At 36.5% G+C, this 19,959-nt stretch carries 19 protein-coding genes; 11 read left to right on the plus strand and 8 right to left on the minus strand.

The features are described 5' to 3' along the window. The first annotated feature begins 2 nt into the window (after nucleotides 1–2). From NQ782_RS11690 to NQ782_RS11715, 6 genes are read left to right on the plus strand one after another with little or no spacing between them, the layout of a single operon-like run. On the plus strand, nucleotides 3–248 hold the full coding sequence (locus NQ782_RS11690) for a ferredoxin family protein (RefSeq protein ID WP_000864073.1): 246 nt from the start codon (nucleotides 3–5) through the stop codon (nucleotides 246–248). Between the two features lie 19 nt (nucleotides 249–267). Then, nucleotides 268–1,698, plus strand: coding sequence for an ABC transporter substrate-binding protein (locus tag NQ782_RS11695; protein WP_057093928.1), 1,431 nt, complete (start codon nucleotides 268–270; stop codon nucleotides 1,696–1,698). 34 nt (nucleotides 1,699–1,732) lie between these two features. Then, on the plus strand, nucleotides 1,733–2,587 hold the full coding sequence (locus tag NQ782_RS11700; protein ID WP_057093926.1) for an ABC transporter permease: 855 nt from the start codon (nucleotides 1,733–1,735) through the stop codon (nucleotides 2,585–2,587). Nucleotide 2,588: 1 nt separating this feature from the next. Next, complete coding sequence (locus NQ782_RS11705) at nucleotides 2,589–3,428, plus strand: ABC transporter ATP-binding protein (protein ID WP_000117518.1); 840 nt, start codon at nucleotides 2,589–2,591, stop codon at nucleotides 3,426–3,428. Continuing rightward, nucleotides 3,425–4,423, plus strand: a complete 999-nt coding sequence (locus tag NQ782_RS11710) for a HEAT repeat domain-containing protein (protein ID WP_057093924.1) — start codon at nucleotides 3,425–3,427, stop codon at nucleotides 4,421–4,423. Before NQ782_RS11705 ends, NQ782_RS11710 begins: the two co-directional genes overlap by 4 nt. Continuing rightward, a complete protein-coding gene (locus tag NQ782_RS11715) occupies nucleotides 4,407–4,688 on the plus strand; it encodes a gamma-butyrobetaine hydroxylase-like domain-containing protein (protein ID WP_001167103.1) in 282 nt (93 codons plus the stop codon). The genes NQ782_RS11710 and NQ782_RS11715 overlap by 17 nt, the downstream gene beginning before the upstream one ends. A 39-nt stretch (nucleotides 4,689–4,727) precedes the next feature. Here the strand turns inward: NQ782_RS11715 and NQ782_RS11720 are convergent, their stop codons facing one another. Next, nucleotides 4,728–6,014 carry an MFS transporter gene (locus tag NQ782_RS11720; protein ID WP_000222731.1) on the minus strand — a complete coding sequence of 429 codons (1,287 nt, stop codon included), beginning with the start codon at nucleotides 6,012–6,014 and terminating at the stop codon, nucleotides 4,728–4,730. A 518-nt stretch (nucleotides 6,015–6,532) separates the two neighbouring features. Here NQ782_RS11720 and NQ782_RS11725 point away from each other — a divergent pair. Continuing rightward, nucleotides 6,533–8,737, plus strand: a complete 2,205-nt coding sequence (locus tag NQ782_RS11725) for a TonB-dependent siderophore receptor (protein ID WP_267581199.1) — start codon at nucleotides 6,533–6,535, stop codon at nucleotides 8,735–8,737. Between the two features lie 53 nt (nucleotides 8,738–8,790). Here the strand turns inward: NQ782_RS11725 and NQ782_RS11730 are convergent, their stop codons facing one another. Continuing rightward, complete coding sequence (locus NQ782_RS11730; RefSeq protein WP_000980437.1) at nucleotides 8,791–10,209, minus strand: aspartate ammonia-lyase; 1,419 nt, start codon at nucleotides 10,207–10,209, stop codon at nucleotides 8,791–8,793. Between the two features lie 413 nt (nucleotides 10,210–10,622). Here NQ782_RS11730 and NQ782_RS11735 point away from each other — a divergent pair, with 413 nt between their 5' ends. From NQ782_RS11735 to NQ782_RS11750, 4 genes are all read left to right on the plus strand, one after another. Continuing rightward, nucleotides 10,623–10,808, plus strand: coding sequence for a hypothetical protein (locus NQ782_RS11735; RefSeq protein ID WP_000922092.1), 186 nt, complete (start codon nucleotides 10,623–10,625; stop codon nucleotides 10,806–10,808). A gap of 91 nt (nucleotides 10,809–10,899) precedes the next feature. Then, nucleotides 10,900–11,121, plus strand: a complete 222-nt coding sequence (locus NQ782_RS11740) for a hypothetical protein (RefSeq protein WP_000668585.1) — start codon at nucleotides 10,900–10,902, stop codon at nucleotides 11,119–11,121. Nucleotides 11,122–11,899: 778 nt separating this feature from the next. Beyond that, the gene (locus NQ782_RS11745; RefSeq protein WP_001047847.1) at nucleotides 11,900–12,796 is read left to right on the plus strand and encodes a LysR substrate-binding domain-containing protein; all 897 of its coding nucleotides are present in this window, start codon (nucleotides 11,900–11,902) and stop codon (nucleotides 12,794–12,796) included. A 236-nt stretch (nucleotides 12,797–13,032) separates the two neighbouring features. Continuing rightward, nucleotides 13,033–13,929 carry a LysR family transcriptional regulator gene (locus NQ782_RS11750; RefSeq protein WP_001983834.1) on the plus strand — a complete coding sequence of 299 codons (897 nt, stop codon included), beginning with the start codon at nucleotides 13,033–13,035 and terminating at the stop codon, nucleotides 13,927–13,929. 60 nt (nucleotides 13,930–13,989) lie between these two features. Here NQ782_RS11750 and NQ782_RS11755 read toward each other — a convergent pair whose 3' ends face one another. From NQ782_RS11755 to NQ782_RS11780, 6 genes are all read right to left on the minus strand, one after another. Beyond that, on the minus strand, nucleotides 13,990–15,162 hold the full coding sequence (locus NQ782_RS11755; protein WP_004739006.1) for a thiolase family protein: 1,173 nt from the start codon (nucleotides 15,160–15,162) through the stop codon (nucleotides 13,990–13,992). A gap of 64 nt (nucleotides 15,163–15,226) precedes the next feature. Then, nucleotides 15,227–16,636 carry a short-chain fatty acid transporter gene (locus tag NQ782_RS11760; RefSeq protein WP_267581198.1) on the minus strand — a complete coding sequence of 470 codons (1,410 nt, stop codon included), beginning with the start codon at nucleotides 16,634–16,636 and terminating at the stop codon, nucleotides 15,227–15,229. A gap of 116 nt (nucleotides 16,637–16,752) precedes the next feature. After that, a complete protein-coding gene (locus NQ782_RS11765; RefSeq protein ID WP_000312583.1) occupies nucleotides 16,753–17,394 on the minus strand; it encodes a 3-oxoacid CoA-transferase subunit B in 642 nt (213 codons plus the stop codon). 1 nt (nucleotide 17,395) lies between these two features. Further along, a complete protein-coding gene (locus NQ782_RS11770; RefSeq protein ID WP_001045563.1) occupies nucleotides 17,396–18,100 on the minus strand; it encodes a CoA transferase subunit A in 705 nt (234 codons plus the stop codon). Between the two features lie 245 nt (nucleotides 18,101–18,345). Continuing rightward, the gene (locus NQ782_RS11775) at nucleotides 18,346–19,227 is read right to left on the minus strand and encodes a LysR family transcriptional regulator (RefSeq protein WP_000172956.1); all 882 of its coding nucleotides are present in this window, start codon (nucleotides 19,225–19,227) and stop codon (nucleotides 18,346–18,348) included. Nucleotides 19,228–19,374: 147 nt separating this feature from the next. Then, a complete protein-coding gene (locus NQ782_RS11780; protein WP_000637822.1) occupies nucleotides 19,375–19,764 on the minus strand; it encodes a hypothetical protein in 390 nt (129 codons plus the stop codon). Between the last annotated feature and the right edge of the window lie 195 nt (nucleotides 19,765–19,959).

Consider the following 19,959-nt stretch of genomic DNA (forward strand, 5'->3'; position numbering starts at 1 on the left):
TCATGGCTTTTATTTTTAAAGAAGTACAGCACCGTACTGTCGCACCCGTCATTATCGATGAAGATAAATGTATTGCTGATAAAGGATGCACAGTCTGTGTAGATGTTTGTCCAATGGACTTATTGGCAATCGATCCAACAACTCAAAAAGCTTTCATGCAGTTTGACGAATGTTGGTACTGCATGCCTTGTGAAAAGGACTGCCCAACAGATGCAGTCAAAGTAAATATCCCATACCTACTCAAATAATTAATTTGGAATACGTAACATGAGACAAAATAAATTGATCAATAAAAAACTATTACTCAGTAGCTTAATTGGTGCCATGGTACTCGGCACTTTGGGGTGCGGCAGTAAAACAGAAACTGTGCGTGTAGCCATTGGTACACAAGACACGACCATTAACTGTGCAACAGGTGGGTTGCTGATTCGTGAATTAAATTTATTACCAAAATATTTGCCTAAAGATGGTAAATACAAACACGTTAAATATGACATTCAATGGAAAAACTTTACCTCTGGCGCACCACTTACCAGTGAGATGGTGGCTGGGCGTTTAGATTTGGGAGCAATGGCTGACTTTCCTGCGGTTAATAATTTAGCGGCATTTAAAAAAGCTGGGAAAGAAAGCATATTTTTAGCCCCATTGTCAGGCAGTATTAATGGTAGCGGCAATGCGATTGTTGTTCCAATTGACTCAAAAGTAACTTCACTCAAAGAACTAAAGGGACAGACTATTTCCGTACCTTTTGCTTCAACTGCTCATGGACTGTTGCTACGAGCAATTCAAGCTGAAGGCTGGCAACTTGATAAAGATATTAAAGTGATTGCTCAGGCGCCAGAAGTGGCAGGGCCTGCATTAAAAAGTCATAAAATTGCTGCACATGCTGACTTCGTACCATTTGGAGAGTTATTTGCTTACCAAGGTTTTGCCAAAAAAATCTATGATGGTTCACAAGCAAAATCACCAACATTTCATGGTTCACTTGCCAGCAAGGATTATGCACAGCAGCATCCAGAAGTTATAAAAGCCTATTTACAGGCAACTATTGAAGCGAATCGTCTGATTCGGGAACAACCAGAAAAATATAGTGAACTTATTGCTGAAAAAACAGGTATTCCTGCCGAAGTTGTTTATCTATTTCATGGCCCTTTAGGTCTGCAAACTCGTGACTTAACGTGGAAACCTGAATATCGAAAAGCGACTCAAATTGCGATAGATACCTTAAAAGTTTTAGGCAAAAACGACGGTACGCTTGATGTAAATAAATTTATTGATGATCAATATATTAAGGATGCATTTCAGGCATCTGGACTTAATTACAGCCAGCAACTGGCCGACTATGCAAAATCACCTTTGGTTGCCAATGACGCTTTAACGGGCCAACCCATCAAAACATTTGATCGGGTAACTCAAATTTGGGTAAAGGGTGAAGAAAAAGTGCGTAGCTACGAAACGCCTGAGCATGCTTTTTCTGATTTAAAGAAAATACAAGCCGATGGAAAAACGGTGCGTGTGGTTTATAGCCAAGATCATCAGTCCGATATTAAGTTACTTGCTAATTTGGCATGGTATGCCACAGACAAAGCAGGACAAATTCAGGCTTTTTTATTAAAAGATGATGCTGAAAAATGGGCTAAACAACAGGGCGGAAAAGTATATGACTTTAAAGCTATTCAGCTTGTAACACAGAGCTGATGTGTTGTCTTACCTAATGATCAGGAGGTGACAAATGAGTAGTTTAGCCCAGACAAAACCTAATAACCAAAGTACATTTTTGACTAAATTTTTTCAGCAGTTGAGTTCATATCCGGCGCGTTTAAAAAGCTATGTCATTGCTTTCACATCTATAGCTTTTTGGATAGTCATTTGGCAAGGACTTGCTCAGTTTAAAGTAAATTTAGGCTTTGTGAACTTTAGCAATGTCCCGACACCTTTAGATGTCATTCATGCGCTATGGGCTTTTTTTCAACTCAGCGCTGCATTTGAACATGTTGAATCTAGTATGTTTCGTGTAGTGATTGGTTTTGTGCTTGCGGCTCTAATTGGTGTAGGTATTGGTTTGTTGGCAGGACGTTATCAAAAACTGGCTGCCTTTCTAATGCCACCATTAGAAGTATTACGTCCAATTCCGGCAGTTGCATGGATTCCTTTAGCGATTCTGATTTTTCCATCCTCAGAGGCTTCCATGATTTTTATTACCTTTATTGGGGCTTTATTTCCAATTTTATTAAACACGGTACATGGTGTTGGTGCAGTTGACCCAAGACTCGTTGCGTCAGCGAAAAGTCTAGGTGCTTCTGATCTCGCCATTATTCATGAAGTCATCATTCCGGGAGCATTACCGAACATCATTACTGGTTTATCCATTGGAATGGGCACTTGTTGGTTTTGTTTAGTGACTGCCGAAATGATTTCAGGCCAACACGGAATTGGATACTTCACATGGGAATCTTTCACCTTGCAAAACTATAGCAATATCGTGGTTGGCATGGTGCTGATCGGAGCGTTAGGTATGTTTAGCAGTACATTGGTACGTGTGATTGGAAACCGATTTACTCCATGGTATCAATTGAGGAAGTCTTAAAATGTCAGTTACACAAGGCCATGTACGTATTCAAAATCTATCTCTACATTTAGGGCAAGCTAAAAATCGTTTTCAGGCATTAGATCGGGTTAATTTCGAAATACAACCGGGCGAGTTTATATGTCTACTTGGCCCATCTGGTTGCGGTAAATCTACATTATTAGGTGCTTTGGCAGGGCATTTACCGATTAGTTCTGGGTCTTTAACGGTCGATGATGAATCGATATTTGAACCGCATCCAGATAGAGGTTTGGTGTTTCAGCAACATACCTTATTTCCGTGGAAAAGCGTGCTCGAAAATATTGCCTTTGGTTTAAAAATGAAAGGCATCGCTAAACAAAAGCGTATTGAACAAGCTCAGAAAATGATTGATCTGGTCGGGCTTAAAGGTTTTGAACATAAATTTCCAGCCGAACTTTCTGGTGGCATGCAGCAACGAGTTGAAATTGCGAGAGTATTGATTAATCAACCTCGCATTTTATTAATGGATGAGCCTTTTGGTGCGTTAGATGCTCAAACTCGTTTAAAAATGCAAATGCTATTACTCGAAATTTGGCAAGAAATCCAAACGTCGGTTTTATTTATTACCCACGATATTGATGAGGCACTTTTTTTAGCCGATCGAGTGTTGATTATGAGCCATCGACCAGGACGGATTATTGAGGAAATTTCGCTTAAGTTTGAACGTCCACGGGATGTTGAGCTTGTAACGAGTAGTGAATTTACAGCCATAAAAAAACATTGCATCCAAACGTTAAAAGAAGCCACTCAACAAGAAGAGTTAAGCCGTTTAAATCCATTAGGGCTTGGAAAGAAATCACAAATTAAGGAATACGAATGAGTTTTTATTATCAGGCTTTAGACGACCTCAATGAATATAATCAGGAATTTCTCGCACAGCTCAATCATGCAGATGAAAAGATCCGTTTTGTCGCTTTAATGAATATTGGTGATGAAGAAAATCCGGATTTACTTCCGTGGCTGCATACAGCACTACAACACGATTCTTCAGCTTTAGTTCGTGAAGAGGCAGCAAAAAATTTAGAAAGCTGGGAAGACCCAACCAGTTTGCAAGTATTGGCGCAAGCCTTATTTGATGTTGATCTGAATGTGAGACAAGCTGCCAGCCAGAGTTTAAGTGAAGTCAAAAATCCGGCATCGGCCCAGATACTGGCACCGTATTTAAAGCATACGGATACTTTTGCTCTTGGTGCAATTCTGCGTGCTTTAAAACCTTTACGACCACAGCAATTATTTGAAGAGATATCTGCTTTGGTACACCACGAAGATGCATTTGTACGCCGTGAGGCAGTCAGTGCATTAAGTTGGTTACAACAAGACCAAGCAATTACGATATTGGCAAAAATTGCCGAAACAGATACAGATGATGAGGTCCGCCGTATTGCAACAGGTGGTTTAGCTTATAGTCAGAACATATCGGTTGAAGTTATCCGAGCACTTCAACATTCTTTAACTTCGGAAAGTTGGCAACTAAGAGTGGAAGCTGCTCTTACGATTGGAAAATTACGTATTGTTCAGCTCGAAGCTCCTTTAATTCATGCTGTATCAGACTTGTATTGGCAAGTACGTATTGCAGCAGTACGGAGCTTGGGACTACTTAAATCACATCTGGCAGTTGCTCATTTGACTGATAACTTTAAGCATGAAATTAGTAATTTGCGTAAAGAAGTCGCTTTAGCCCTAGGTGAGATTGGTACAGCAGAAGCTCAGAAGCTATTGGAACAACATCAAAATGATCCAGATCCTGAAGTACGAAAAGCGATCCGTATTGGATTAAATCAAATTGGTGAGGTGAAGTATGCAAATCAGACCTGATATCCGTGTCGACACTATAAATAAGCAGGTTCACTTTATATGGACCGATGGCTCAAGCGTATGTCTGAGTCATCAAAGTTTAAGGGAAATTTGCCCATGTGGCTTTTGTCGAGCGAAGCGGATTAAACAAATTAAAATAGAGCATCAAAATGTTGAAGTGACAGCTATGTTTGATCAAGGTTATGGTGCCCAAATTTGCTTTAGTGATGGGCATGACAAAGGGATTTTTCCGTGGGCTTTTTTAAAAGAATTTGCTACGGGATAAAAGATGCCTTCTGCTTGGGACAGAAGGCATCTTATTTAATTAATGATCATGTTCTAAATAATCTGGTTTTTTCGGAAGCGCAAGGCTACATAAGAAACAGATAATCAGCATGACAATCACATATATAAAGAAGGTATTTTCAATTCCGGCAGCTTTAAACTGTAAGGCAACCGAAGGCGCAGAACCACCAAACAGCGCATTACCTACTGCATAAGAGAAACCTACACCTAAAGCTCGCACATGAGGTGGGAACATTTCAGCTTTTACCAAACCACTAATAGAGGTATAGAAGCTGAGTAACATCATCATAAAGATGAGTAGCAAGGTAATGATGATCGGAGAATCTATATAGGCACGCATCCCGATGACCATGACGGGATAAATAAAAATGGCGGACAATAAGCTAAATGCCAACATTGAAGAGCGTCGCCCAATACGGTCTGAAATTGCACCAAATATAGGTTGAGCACACATATAGACAAATAGGGCAAAGGTCATGATATAACCAACGGTTTTTCCGTCCATCCCTAAATTGGTTAAATAGGTTTTTGAATAAACAGTCTCTACATAAAATGTTAATGAACCAGCAGAAGTGTATCCAACCACCAATAAAAAGGTTTTCCAGTGCTTTTTAAAGAGTTCTCTTAAGCTACCAGACTCTTTTCGTTCGCTGTCTTGATGAGAAAGTGTTTCTTCTAAACGACTACGTGCAAGCAAAGATAAGATTGCTGCGATACCACCAATAACAAATGGAATACGCCAACCGCCATCATGTAATTGTTGTTCACTTAAGAACGTCAACAAAATAACGCCCAGTAAGCTTGCAAGCAATTGACCACCAGAGAGGGTGACATATTGGAAAGATGAGTAAAAACCACGCTGACCTTTTAAGCCTAATTCACTCATATAAGTGGCAACGGCGCCATATTCACCACCCACTGATAAGCCTTGAAGCAAACGAACAAGGAGTAACAGAAAAGGGGCAAATAAACCGACTTGATCATAAGTAGGCAAAGCTGCAAATAAAAAGGAGCTTAAAGCCATCAGACAAATTGATATGATCATCGACTTCTTTCGGCCATGTCGATCTGCAATACGACCAAATAGCCAGCTTCCAATCGGACGCATAAAGAAGCTTGCGGCAAACACCCCCCAAACATAAATAGACTTGGTTGTGCTATCCATATCTGGCGCGGTTAAAGCTTGAGTAAAGTAAGCAGCAAATACTGCATAAATATAAAAATCAAACCATTCAACTAAATTACCAGAGGCTGCGCCTACAATCCCACGTATCCGGCTACGTTTTTCTTCCTGAGTATATGTCATATTACTTCCATCATTTTGTAGACAAAAACTAGGAACTTTTAGGTGGGCTAAACAGAAAATAGAATGAACTTTTTAAAAATCACTCAACCCTGAGCACGTCCTTAGAATTCCTAACCATTCATTTTTTCTAATTTTAAAATTCGATTCTAGTGAGATTACGTCCTTTTGTTCGATTTAAAGAGATTTTTACCAATGATCGAACACTTCCTTTTATTTAACTGAATAATTAATTGTTTTTAAAATCAGTAAGCTAATTTAATACCAGTATTTTTCTATTCTGTTTCTCCTTTTAAGTGCCATTTTGAGCTTAAGTGTATTTTGAATATTTGATAATACTTAAAAAGTTATAGTATCAATTCCTAAGAAAATAAATGAAATTCATAGAATGATAAGTTGAAAAAAGTCGAACTAAATTCACTTAATCGAAAAAATACAGAATATGTTGTTTCTCAATATATGTAGCTGTATTCTTGCGTGGCTAAAAATCGGCTCAGCACTTATTTCTAGCGCTTCAAATTATGCACGGTATGGCAGGTAGTTATTCAATGGAAAGACGTTCGTTAAATCTTCACTTCATGACATGCTCTAAAACAGCATTGGCTTCATCTATTGCACTCATAACATCTGTCGTCTATGCAAATGAAGCGGAGGTTTCGCAGCTCCCAACCATTACTGTGAACGCTACACAAAATACTGATGCACTATACACATCAAAAAAAGTGAGTTTATCTGGTTTTCAAACTGGTGATGTAAAGAAAGTACCTGCATCTATTACAACCATTACATCTGAACGCATAGCAGATCAACACGCAAAAACACTGACCGATGTAATTAAAAATGATTCATCCTTAGGCGATGGTTATGCTGCAATTGGCTACTATCCAAATTTTGTAGCACGTGGTTTTGCGCTTGATTTAGGCTCAAGCTATCTCATTAATGGCCATACCATACGTGGCGAACAAAATGTAGCTTTAGAAAATAAAGAACAAGTTGAAATCTTAAAAGGTATTTCTGCAATTCAAAGTGGAATGTCGACACCCGGTGGTGTGGTTAACTATGTAACCAAAAGACCTGCCGATATTAAAACTATTACGGTCGATGCAAATTCAGAAGGCGGCTATACACTGGCAACGGATGTAGGCGGCTTTGTTAATGATAGTTTTGGTTATCGAATCAATTTAGCCCATGAAAGCATCCATCCAAATGTTGATCACGCAAATGGTAAGCGTGAGTTTGGTTCAGTTGCTTTAGACTGGAAAATTAATGAGCGTTCTAAACTACTGTTTGACATTGAAGCTCAGCATCAAAGCCAACGTTCAGTACCCGGTTATCAGCTGCTTGATGGGCAAGAAGTACCAATAAATGTAGATCAAGACCGTTTATTGGGTTATCAGTCGTGGAGTAAACCTGTTGTAAATAACAGTCTAAATGCGAGTTTGAAATATCAATATGCATTTAACGATCAATGGAATGGTAGCTTAAGTGCGTCTCAAAGCCGTGTTGTGATTGATGATAATAGTGCTTTCCCATGGGGATGTTATAGCAGCATTTGTGAAGTTACCGGTTTGGGCTATACTTTTGATAAACACGGAAATTATGACATTTACGACTTCCGCAGCCCAGATGATACACGAATTACTAACCAGTTCGCTGCTGGGTTAAATGGTCAATTCAACACTGGCAATATTCAGCATCAAATCGCTTTCGAATTACAACGTACATATAAAACCTTAAAACACCATACACCACTGAATGTAGGGGTAGGAACAGGCAATATCTATGAAGATACGGTCGACTACAGTCCTTCATCGGAAAGCCCAGGCGATCGTTACAAAGCTCTAGAGAGTGATCAGACTGCACTTACTGTATCTGACCGAGTTCAATTTAATGATCAATGGTCAACTCTACTCGGTGGAAAACTGATTCACCTTGATGAGCAAGCTTATAATTCAGATGGGCAGCAAAGCCGTGATACGGATTTAAACAAATTCTTGCCACAATTAGCACTCATGTATAGTCCAATTTCCACGACTAATCTTTATGCTTCATATGCCAAAGGATTATCAGATGGTGGTGAAGCTCCGTGGTTCGCTAATAATGCTCTAGAAGTTCTATCTCCTAAAAACTCTGAACAATATGAAGTTGGTGTTAAGCAACAAATACGCAATTTCTTAGTAACAGCAGCTATTTTTGATTTAAAACAAGACAATCAATACAGTAAAGTAAATGCAGATAGAACTTTTGATTTTGTTGAGCAAGGCGAACAACACAATCAAGGTATTGAGTTAGGTTTAACAGGTGCCTTAACCGATACACTCGATGTAAGTTCAGGTGTTACCTATACCAAATCTCGTCTAGTTGATATTGATACTGACAACTACAAAGGCCACCAAACTCAAAATGTACCGAAAGTACGTGCCACAGCCCAGTTATCTTATAAAGTACCGTCAGTTGAAGGATTAAGATTACTCAGTGGTATGCAATACAGTAGCAGTAAATATGCAAATAAAGAGGGAACGGCAAAAGTAGGCGGATATAGTGTCTTTAATATTGGTGCTGCCTATAAAACAAATTTTGCTGGGCATGACACAACTTTTAGATTCAATATTGATAACTTATTTAACAAGAAATATTGGCGTGATGTAGGGGCATTTATGGGGGATGACTATCTGTTCTTAGGTAATCCTCGCACAGTTCAATTTTCTACAACTTTTAGCTTTTAAAAGTTACAGGACAAATAAAAAGGAGCTTTGAAAGCTCCTTTTTATTTCAGGAATTAAGCCGACATTTTTGGTTTAACCATATTATTAATCGACAAGATATCATCAAGCACTTGTGCTGATAATAAACCTTCATTTTGAACTAAAGCCAATACGCTTTGCCCAGTTTCGTTTGCCGTTTTAGCAATACGAGTTGTAGTTTCATAACCTAGGTATGGGTTAAGTGCAGTCACAATACCAATTGAATTTTCAACCAAAGCTTTACAGTGTTCAGGGTTCGCCGTAATTGTATCAATACATTTGGTTTGGAACATTGCCATTGCTTTACCAAGCAAGTCCATCGATTCAAACAGTTTGAATGCAATAAGTGGTTCCATTGCATTTAACTGTAATTGACCAGCTTCAGCAGCTAAAGTTACAGCCAAATCATTTGCAATGATCTGGAAGCAAGCAAGGTTCATTGCTTCAGGAATAACTGGGTTTACTTTACCCGGCATAATCGAGCTACCAGGTTGACGTGCTTCTAAATTAATTTCATTAATGCCAGTACGTGGACCACTTGAAAGTAAACGCAAGTCATTGGCAATTTTTGAAAGTTTAGTTGCAGTACGTTTTAATAAACCAGATAAAAGAACAAAGTCACCCATATCAGAAGTGGCTTCAATCAAATCTGGAGCTGACTTAATTTTCTTACCAGAGATTTTTCCAAGTGCTTGAATCGCGAGTTCACGGTAACTATATTCAGTGGTAATTCCCGTACCAATCGCTGTACCGCCAAGATTCATATAAGCTAAAACATTTGGAATAAGCGTATTAATTTGCTCAAGGTCTTTTTGTAGAGTTACAGCAAAAGCACCAAACTCTTGACCTAATGTCATAGGCACAGCGTCTTGTAACTGAGTACGACCCATTTTTAAAATGTGTGCAAACTCTTGAGATTTATTCAAGAAGCTAAGAATCAAATTGTTAAATGGAAGATTTAACTCATCTAGGCTAAGTAATAAACCTAAACGAATTGCAGTAGGGTATACGTCATTTGTTGACTGCGACATATTAATGTCGTTATTTGGATGCAAGTATTGATATTGACCTTTAGAATGGCCCATATATTCTAAAGCAACGTTTGCCAATACTTCATTTGCATTCATATTGGTTGAAGTGCCAGCACCGCCTTGCATCATGTCGATTGGGAACTGGTCATGGAAATTACCACGAATAAGCTGATTACAGCTGTATTCAATCGCTTCAAATTTAGTTTGATCTAAGTTTTTAAGATTATAGTTTGCTTCAGCACAAGCTAGTTTAACCATAGCTAATGCTTTAATTAAATTAGGGAAATTTCCAACTTTGCTATTTGTTAAGTTGAAATTTTCTAAAGCACGTAATGTTTGAACTCCGTAATAATGGTCATTGTTGATTTCTCGATGACCAATAAGATCCTTCTCAATACGGGTAGTAATATCAGCGTTCATCATTAAACTTCGAATTAGTTAAGATGATTCATCTTAGAATTCGAAATGCTTCACTTCTAATGCATTTATTAAAGCAATTATGCATTTTTTGCATAAAAAAAAAGAGGGTAGTCGAGAAATAATCGTTGGTATATGAGCGTATATAGAATGAATACTTGTTCTAAAGTTTAATATATTCAAATATTTATTTAATTTTATAGATTGGTCAAAGGTGTGAAAATATAAGTAAATCAAAATTTATACAGAAAACTAAGCAATCATTTCCGTGTATTAAAATCAAAAAAATATTTGATTTTTCATGTGAAAGTTAATTTATATAAGCAAATAATGAGTTTTGTTTAATAAATTTTAATAAAATTGTGATGCATTTCACATAAAAATACTTATAATACAGAAAATTTTGATTTATTAAGTTTATGTTAAAAGTAACTGCTGCTTTATTAATATTGGGAAGTTTTGCTTGTTATCTCCTTTGGGGTAATGAAGAAAAAGCTGAAACTAAAAGTTCGCACATGCTTAAAGAAGCTGAGCAATCAATTAAGAATGCTGAGTTATCTATTCAAAAAGCTAAACAAAATATCCCTACTGCATCGTATCAATAATTTAGGCATTCAAGATTATTGTCTGTTAAATAATCTTTTGACTGAAATTTTATAAGGTGTAAGCACGCTGTAAAGAGACAAATGCATGAGAATGAAGTTTATTGCATATGACCCTAATTCTGGTGAGAAACTCAGCTTGAAAGAGCATATTCATCACATGGATAAATACACAACTTATGTTTTTTTTAGTGATGAAAAAGACAATATGGTTTTCAATCCACAGAAAAAACAGATATTTGAAATCAGTCAATATACTTCTAATATGATGGTTGAAATTTCAAGAAAGTTATACTACTTGATTGGTGAATATTAGGTCATTTTGATCAACCCGTCTGCGAAAATCGTCACCGCTTTTAAAGGGGACTCAATACGTTTGCGTACACCCAAATAGATACTTTAGTATAATAGTCGGGATTATCTTTTTATCTTATACTCTTTTCAAATATTGTATTTAAATACAATTAATTATTATGACTGCTTAAATCCTGAAATGAGGTAAGGTAATCATTTTCTTATCAATTATTACCTTACCAACCCATTGAGTGAGTAAAAAAATTATTTTTCATATTTTTTGGATTAGGCAAAGTAAAAAGGGTATGAAAATAGATTTTTTAACTACCTTTTATAGTGGAAAAGTATCTTAATTAAGATTCTGAAAAATTTAATCAATAACATAAGGATTGGTTATTGAAACAGTTTACAGTCCGCATTCTTCCCCAAGGTGCGGACTTTTTTTATCAATAAAATGTACAAATATAAATTCGTGCTTATTTCTAAAAGTTATCTTTTCAAGATCTCTTATTTATTTTTATGATGGCTTTTTATTGTTTGATTTAAATAATTTTTTTAGCTGAATTGTACTTATGTTCATCTCTTGTCTCGTGAAAACAAAACCTATTATTTTCTTATCTTCTTTTCTATGTCAGAATTATTAAATACTTAATTTTATAGATTGGCTTTGTCCTTTCACTTCTCGCATTTTTGCAGGTACTCCCTATGTTTTATCATTCTTTCTCATCACTAAATTTATTTATGCTACTTCCCAAAAATATCAATTAATAAAATTACAAATCTAAAAGGGAATAGATAAGATGAATTTAGAAGTCCGTTGGGTAGAGGATCTCCTCACATTAGAACGTGAACGTTCAATCTCAAAAGCAGCAGAGAAAAGATTTATTAGCCAGTCTGCATTTACTCGAAGAATTCAACAAATTGAAGAAATGATTGGTGCTGAAGTCATTATTAGGAACAACAAAAACAACATCGAATTTACAGACATTGGTCGAATTTTATTAGTGATGTCTAAAAATATTGAAAAACAGGTAGAGGAGACCGCAAAACTAATTAAAAATATTAAAAATGAAACTGAATCGACCATTCGTTTCTGCGTTGTTCATTCTTTAGCCTCTGGATTTTTAACTACTTTTTTAAAGAAATTTCCTACACTTATTCGTGATTTAAAAATTGAAATTGTCGCAACGAATAGTGGAGAAGGCCTGTCTTTGTTAAAAGAAGGTGCTTGTGACTTTATGATTTGCTATGCAGATAAAAGCAATATTAGAAAAGTTGGGGATGATATTTTAAGTGGTATCAAAATTGCTGAAACGGTTATTGTACCGGTTTCTGCAACTGAACCTGACCACAGTCCTAAACATACAATACAAAGTAATTTTGCTCTGCTAGCGTATAGTAAACACGCGTACTTAAGAAAATTGGTAGATCAACTGATTGAAGGTAAGCTTGTATATAAAACCTTATATGAAACAGATAATGCCACCAATTTAAAAGAGCTGGTTTTACAAGGTCTAGGAGTTGCTTGGATTCCAAAAATTAATGTTGAAGAAGACCTTGCAGCCGGAAAATTAGTCATTTTAGACCAACAAGAATATTGCCTTGCTCAAGATATTTATATCTTCAAAAATAATTTGAGTGATAATAAGTCGGTACAGAAAATATGGAATGGTTTTAAAGGCCAGCAAGACCTATAACGTCTACTCATTTGAAATGATGAAGTACAGATATTTATATATAAATTAAGCAAATAAGTAGATTATGCTTTGGTCTTTACGATGAAAGGCAGTATAAAGCATTGCCCCTTGTCTAAATTCTTTGATAATTTAGAGTAAATTTCAATAAGTCAAAAGTAGAGTATAGGAGTATTTATCTCTTTCATACCTACTTTGAGCTTATTTCAATGGATTATTGAGTCCAAGCGGAGACAATTTTGTTTGATCTAGACAGTAGATTATTAAATATTTTTTATCATATTTATCGGTTCAAAAGTGTTTCAATGGCTGCAGATGCCATTGGTTTGACACAGCCGAGCGTTAGTAATGGTCTAAACAAAATCCGCCAACATTTTAATGATCCTTTGTTTATTCGAGTCGGTAATGAAATGATTCCGACTGAACTGGCAAAGCAAATTTTTCCACTCATTAGCGAAGTTATTGATAAGGTTGAAAGCATTAATAATTTCAATGTGAACTTTGATCCGTTGACCTCAGATCAGTTGTTTACGATCGCGATGACTGATGTGTCTCATTTGGTCTTGTTGCCGCAATTAACCAATTATTTAAAAGAAAAAGCACCTTTGATTCGTTTAAATATTAGGCCTATTACACCAGAAACTAGCTATCAAATGGCAAACGGCGAAATTGATCTAGCCATAGGTTTTTTACCGCAGTTAGAAGAAGGTTTTTATCAGCAGAAGTTTTTTCGTCAACATTATGTTGTAATTAGCTCAAAAAGCCATCCACGTTTAGACCCAAATAATTTCACTTTAGAGGATTATATGCGTGAATCTCACATCGATATTGATGCGGGTATTGGGCATTATCACATCAAAAATGAGCTACAAAATAAAGGGCTGGATCGAAATATTTTAATTCGCTTACCAAGTTATTTAGGAGTGGGATTGGTCGTTCAGGAAACAGATGCTATTGCCACTGTGCCATATTATTTAAGTCAGGTTTTATTGGTTAGAGAGAACTTACAGATTTTACCGGCACCGCTTGATTTTCCAACTTATGATGTTAAGCAACATTGGCATATGTCTTGTCACCATAAGAGTAGCCATAAATGGTTCCGTCAAACCTGTTATGAGCTATTTAAAACCGCTTAAGAATTTTTATTATAAAAAAGAAGATGTAAGAAAATCCTTACATCTTCTTTTAATTTTAAATTAAATTTCAATCGCAACGGCTGTTGCTTCACCACCACCAATACATAGGGCAGCGACACCTTTCTTTTTACCTAAGCGTTTTAATGCATAAATAAGAGAAAGGATAATTCTTGAACCTGTAGCACCAATTGGATGGCCCAATGCACATGCACCACCATGGATGTTTACTTTTGCTTCATCAATTCCTAGCTCATGAATTGGTGCCATTGCCACCATTGCAAAAGCCTCATTAATTTCCCAAGCATCTACTTCATCAACAGACCAACCAGCACGCTCAAGTACTTTCTGAATTGCACTAATTGGAGCAATTGTGAATTCGCTTGGATGCTGAGAGTGAGTCGAAGTTGCAACAATTTTTGCTAAAGTATTTAAGCCATGGCTTTGAGCATATTCTTCAGTAGTAAGTACTAATGCAGCTGCGCCATCAGAAATAGAGCTTGAGTTAGCGGCTGTAATTGTGCCGTCCTTGCTAAAAGCAGGGCGTAAAGTCGGAATTTTCTCAAGATTTGCTTTTAATGGTTGCTCATCTTGATCAATAACTTCGACACCTTTACGGGTTTTTACTTCAACAGGAACAATCTCTTCTTTGAAATAACCTTCCGTAATCGCAGTTTGCGCTTTTTTAAGTGAAGAAATTGCAAAGTCATCCATTTGCTCACGGGTAAAGCCTTTGGTATTTGCCATGTCTTGAGCAAAAGAACCCATTAAACGACCTGTTTCTGCATCTTCGAGGCCATCTAAAAACATATGGTCCTTAATTTCGCCGTGTCCCATACGATAACCACCGCGAGCTTTAGGCAAAATATAAGGTGCATTCGTCATAGATTCCATGCCGCCAGCCACAATAATATTGGCACTGCCTGCTTTTAAGGTATCTGATGCCATTAACACCGCTTTCATTGCAGAGCCGCAAAGTTTATTAATGGTCACAGCTCCGACATGATCAGGCACGCCAGCTTTGCGCATGGCTTGACGAGCAGGGCCTTGACCAATACCTGCACTGAGTACGCAACCGAAAATCACTTCATCTACTTGTTCAGGTTTAACACCCGCACGTTGGATCGATTCACGGATGACAGCAGCGCCAAGTTCTGGAGCAGTTAGAGAAGATAAACTACCCTGAAAACCACCCATTGCAGTACGGCTACCTGAAACTATAACAATTGAACTCATCTTAATATCTCTTATTGGTGTATTTGCTAAATTGCCTTTAGCCTAAACTAAAGGCGCCACTAAATTAAAAAGTTGGAGGGGTATAGCTGAGCGTTCTACCAAAGAACCACAGCAAGAATAAAACTAAAGGAAAATGCACAACGAGCTGCGTCACTGTAAAACCAATCACATCTTTTGCTTTTAGTTTTAAAATGCCTAACATTGGAAGCATAAAGAATGGATTGATTAAGTTTGGTAAAGCTTCGGCTGCATTATAAATTTGCACAGACCAGCCTAAATGAACCTTTAAATCATTTGCTGCTTGCATAACATATGGGGCTTCAATAATCCATTTTCCACCACCTGACGGTACAAAAAATCCAAGTACCGCAGAGTAAATTCCCATCACAATTGCAAAGGTTTCTTTTGAAGCGATTGAAACGAAAAACTCGGCAATATAATGTGACAGCGATAAGTCTTGGCTATTTAAAGCTTGCGTCATAATAAAGGCGATACTTCCGTAAAGTGGAAATTGAATTAAGATGCCCGATACTGCCGGAACTGCTTTTGCAACAGCATTTAAAAAGTTCCGTGGTGTGCCATGTAAAGCTAACCCAAGCATTAAAAACACGAAGTTGTAGGTGTTGAGACTTGAAATGGCAATGATGGGATTGCTTTTTGAAAATTCAAAAAACATCAAGATTAAGCCTAAAACCACCACAATAATCGTTAAGATAGGCGAATTTTCTAACCAGTCACCTGGACGAGTAGATTTTGCTTCACTTGTTTTTTCTTCTTCAAATTGCACATCAAAACTATCAATGGTTTTAACGCTATTGCCTTTTGGGGCAGACCAATATGCAATAGCGATTGAAACAATCACTAAAATAATGGTCATTGCAATTGATTGCCAAAGGAAAATCGTTTCGGTAAATGGAATAACACCAGTCAGGTTATAAATTGACTCAGGTAAACTGGTTTTATTCGCCTGAAGCTGTGCTGCTGATGAACTAATTCCAAGAGCCCAAGTTGCGCCCATACCAATGATTGCGGCTGCCGCAGCAGCACGATAATCCATATTCAGCTCTTTACGTTTTGCTAATGCGATCACTAAAAGTGCAGTAAGAATCGTACTTATTGCCCAATTGACTAGTGAAATTAATAAACTAACGGTTGCCACCAAAACAATAGCACCACGTCCAGAACTTGGAATACGCGCCATTTTTTGGATCAGGAATTTTACGGGCTTAGATACAGAAACAACATAACCTACAATAATGAGCATAGTCATTTGTAGGGTAAAGGGAATAAGACTCCAGAAGCCATTACCAAATGAGGTCGCTACATCATGGATTGGAGCACCAATACCTAAAGCGGCAACAGAAACAATAATGACGCCAAGCAGAGCAAAAATATATGAATCAGGAAACCATTTTTCAGACCAGTCACTAATCCGAAGAGCAAATCTTTCAAAAATTCCTTGCTGTTTTTCCATAGCTGAAAAAATCCTTCTCATTCTTATTTATAGACAGCACATCCGGTGCTTGATAGGGCTAAGACTCAAGCTCAATTACTAACTTGAGTCTTGTACAGCTAACTAAGCCTTAGAATTTACGCGACTAAGGTTTTATAAAACTCGACACCTGTAGCAGCTTGAATTTGTTCGAGCGTTACGTCTTTAGCAAGTTCAATGAGCTCTACACCTTGTGGCGTAATATCCATTACGCCTAAGTCTGTAATTACGCGATGAACAACACCTTTACCTGTTAAAGGCAAACTACAGTTTTTCACGATTTTTGGTGTACCGTCTTTTGCGCAGTGTTCCATTAGAACAACAACTTTTTGAACACCAACAACCAAGTCCATTGCACCGCCCATACCTTTGACTTTTTTACCCGGAATCATCCAGTTCGCTAAGTCTCCTTTTTCAGAAACTTCCATTGCACCTAAAATTGCAATGTTGACATGGCCACCACGAATCATGGCAAAGGATTCTGAGCTTGAGAAAAAGGCTGCTCCAGGGCGAGCAGTAACCGTTTGTTTGCCGGCATTAATTAAATCGGCATCGACAGTTTCTTCAGTCGGGAATTCACCAATACCTAATAGGCCATTTTCAGATTGAAGCCAAACATTAATATTTTCAGGAATATAATTGGCAACAAGGGTAGGTAAACCAATACCTAAATTGACATAAAAACCATCTTCAAGTTCTTTTGCAGCACGTTGTGCCATTTCATTACGTGACCAAGCCATTTTATACTGCCTCCGTGCTTAAAGTTTTATGCTCAATGCGTTTTTCAGGTGATGCATTTAATACAATGCGGTTCACATATATACCTGGTAAATGGATTTCATCCGGATCCAATTCACCAATTTCAACCACCTGTTCAACTTCTGCAATTGTAATTTTTCCAGCCATTGCACATTCGGGATTAAAATTCTGAGCAGTTTTACGAAATACTAAATTACCTGCCTTGTCTGCCTTATATGCTTTAACAAGAGCTACATCGGCTGTTAAAGATTCTTCTAAAATGTAATTTTTGCCGTTGAAAATACGTTCTTCTTTACCTTCAGCAATGAGTGTACCTACGCCAGTTTGTGTGTAAAATGCTGGAATTCCAGCACCTCCAGCACGTAACTTTTCAGCTAAAGTACCTTGCGGAGTAAGTTCAACTTCTAATTCACCATTTAAATATTGGCGCTCGAATTCTTTATTTTCACCCACATAAGAAGAGATCATTTTTTTGATCTGTTTGGTTTGAAGCAATATACCTAAACCGAAATCATCTACACCTGCGTTATTCGAAATGCATGTGAGACCAGTTACACCGCTTTGTTTAACTGCAACAATTAGTTTTTCCGGAATTCCACACAAACCAAAACCACCAACAGCAAGTGTTTGATTGTCTGCAATTACATCTTTCAGTGCTGCCTCTGCGTTGGCATAAACTTTATTCATTCTGTTGTTTTCCTATATCCCTTAGTGTTTCTAGTTTTAGCATCACATTTTGTGTTATAGAAGTTAATTTTTTTAAATGATTAATAAGTATAATCAATGAATAATATCAAATTAAGTACAAAACTTAAGACGCATACAAGCTAAAAAATTTAAAAATTACTCTACAACATATTGAAAATTATAAAAATTAAAGAATTTAACTTATCCATAAGCTTAACTTATATTAAAAGACAATCTTTAATTTTTTAAAATTTATATTGAACCAGTGCCTCAATAAATTGAGCAGAAATATTTGAAATTTCAAAGTTCTTTTTATAAACAATTCCTACTGTTTTATGAATGGCTTCGTCTTTTAAATCAATCAGTACGTTATGTTCTTTATCAATGTGTTTAGCAAAATGCCTTGGAATTGCACTTACCCCAATTCCATAAGCAACGAAACTTGAAAGAGATGAAATTTGGTGGCATTCAACTTTTAAATCGAGCGTTATATTATTTCGCAAACAATTTTGCTCAACTAAATATCGAACAATTGAGGGTTTTTGCAAGGTTACAAATGGATTTGAACAAAGCTCATGCCATGTAATAGAAGATGATTGAGCGAGTGGGTGACTCTTAGGTAATAGAGCTAAGAAGTCTTCTTCAAACAACGGTTTAAACTCTAAACCTTCGGTGAGATCCGGTTCAAAACAAATACCAAGCTCAAAAATACCATCTTGTACTTTTTCTATAATGGTCTCATTTGGAATATCGTGAATTGAAAAATTAAGGTTGGGGTGGACTGCTAAAAATTGATGAATCACCTCTGGCAAAATTGCATGGGTCACAAAGGGCATAGATGCAATACTTAAGGTTCCACGATTGAGTTTAAAGCGTTGTTTAACATCGTTTTCCATTTCATCCCAATTGGCGAGTAATTTTTTTGCATATGGAATGAGTGATTTGCCTTCTTGAGTAAGCTCAACTCGGCGTGTATTACGGTTAAAGAGCTTTCCGCCTAATTCTTCCTCTAAGCTTTTGATGGTGAGACTTAAAGCAGATTGGCTGAGATGTAACTCTAAAGAAGCATTGGCATAGTTGAGTGTACGCGCAAGGGCCAAAAAAGCTTTTAGTTGTTTAAGCGTCATTTCTTTCCTTTAAATTACTCAACTTACCTAGAAGATTAATTTATACGAAAATTTGTCTAATATGATGTTTTTTGACAAAAAATTATGAAAAATAAAAATCATGGACTTATTTAACAGAGAGCCAGAAATAAATGTAAAAATCTTGAATTACTTTAATAAATTGTCCCAACAAAACTCGTCTCTATTATTAGAAAAATATATAAACACGCCAATTACATGGAAAAACAAATAACCTAGCCAAATTGCTTGAGGAGCAACTTTCAAGCCTTCTAATAAAACAGTTGTTGAATAGATTGCCAATAAAAAGGTGAAGAGGATGACGTAAGTAGCACTCACTACAAATTTATATTTCGGTGCTAGATGAGGGATTTTATAACCAATAAGAATTTGCATCCCGCAATTTATGATCAATGAAATTATACCTACAAAGACTTGTGGCATATTTAGAGATGTTAAAGAGAGTTGCGTAATTATAAAAATAGCTTGCCACAGTACAAACATACCAAGAGGATACAAGATAAATTTAATCCATATCATATTTTGTTTTCTTATCAATATCTTACTTCGCTATTGTATTAAATAATTTAAATTAAATAAATATTATTTTTTCAAAATTTATTTTCAAAAAATATCAAGATATAAAGTCATTCTAATTTCAATTAATATATCTATGAATTTTTAAATTCTTTAAAATTTAATTTAAAAGATAAATAAATTATGTAAGGGTATAAT

Source organism: Acinetobacter sp. BD54 (assembly GCF_044778325.1).
Classification (GTDB): Bacteria; Pseudomonadota; Gammaproteobacteria; order Pseudomonadales; family Moraxellaceae; genus Acinetobacter; species Acinetobacter baumannii.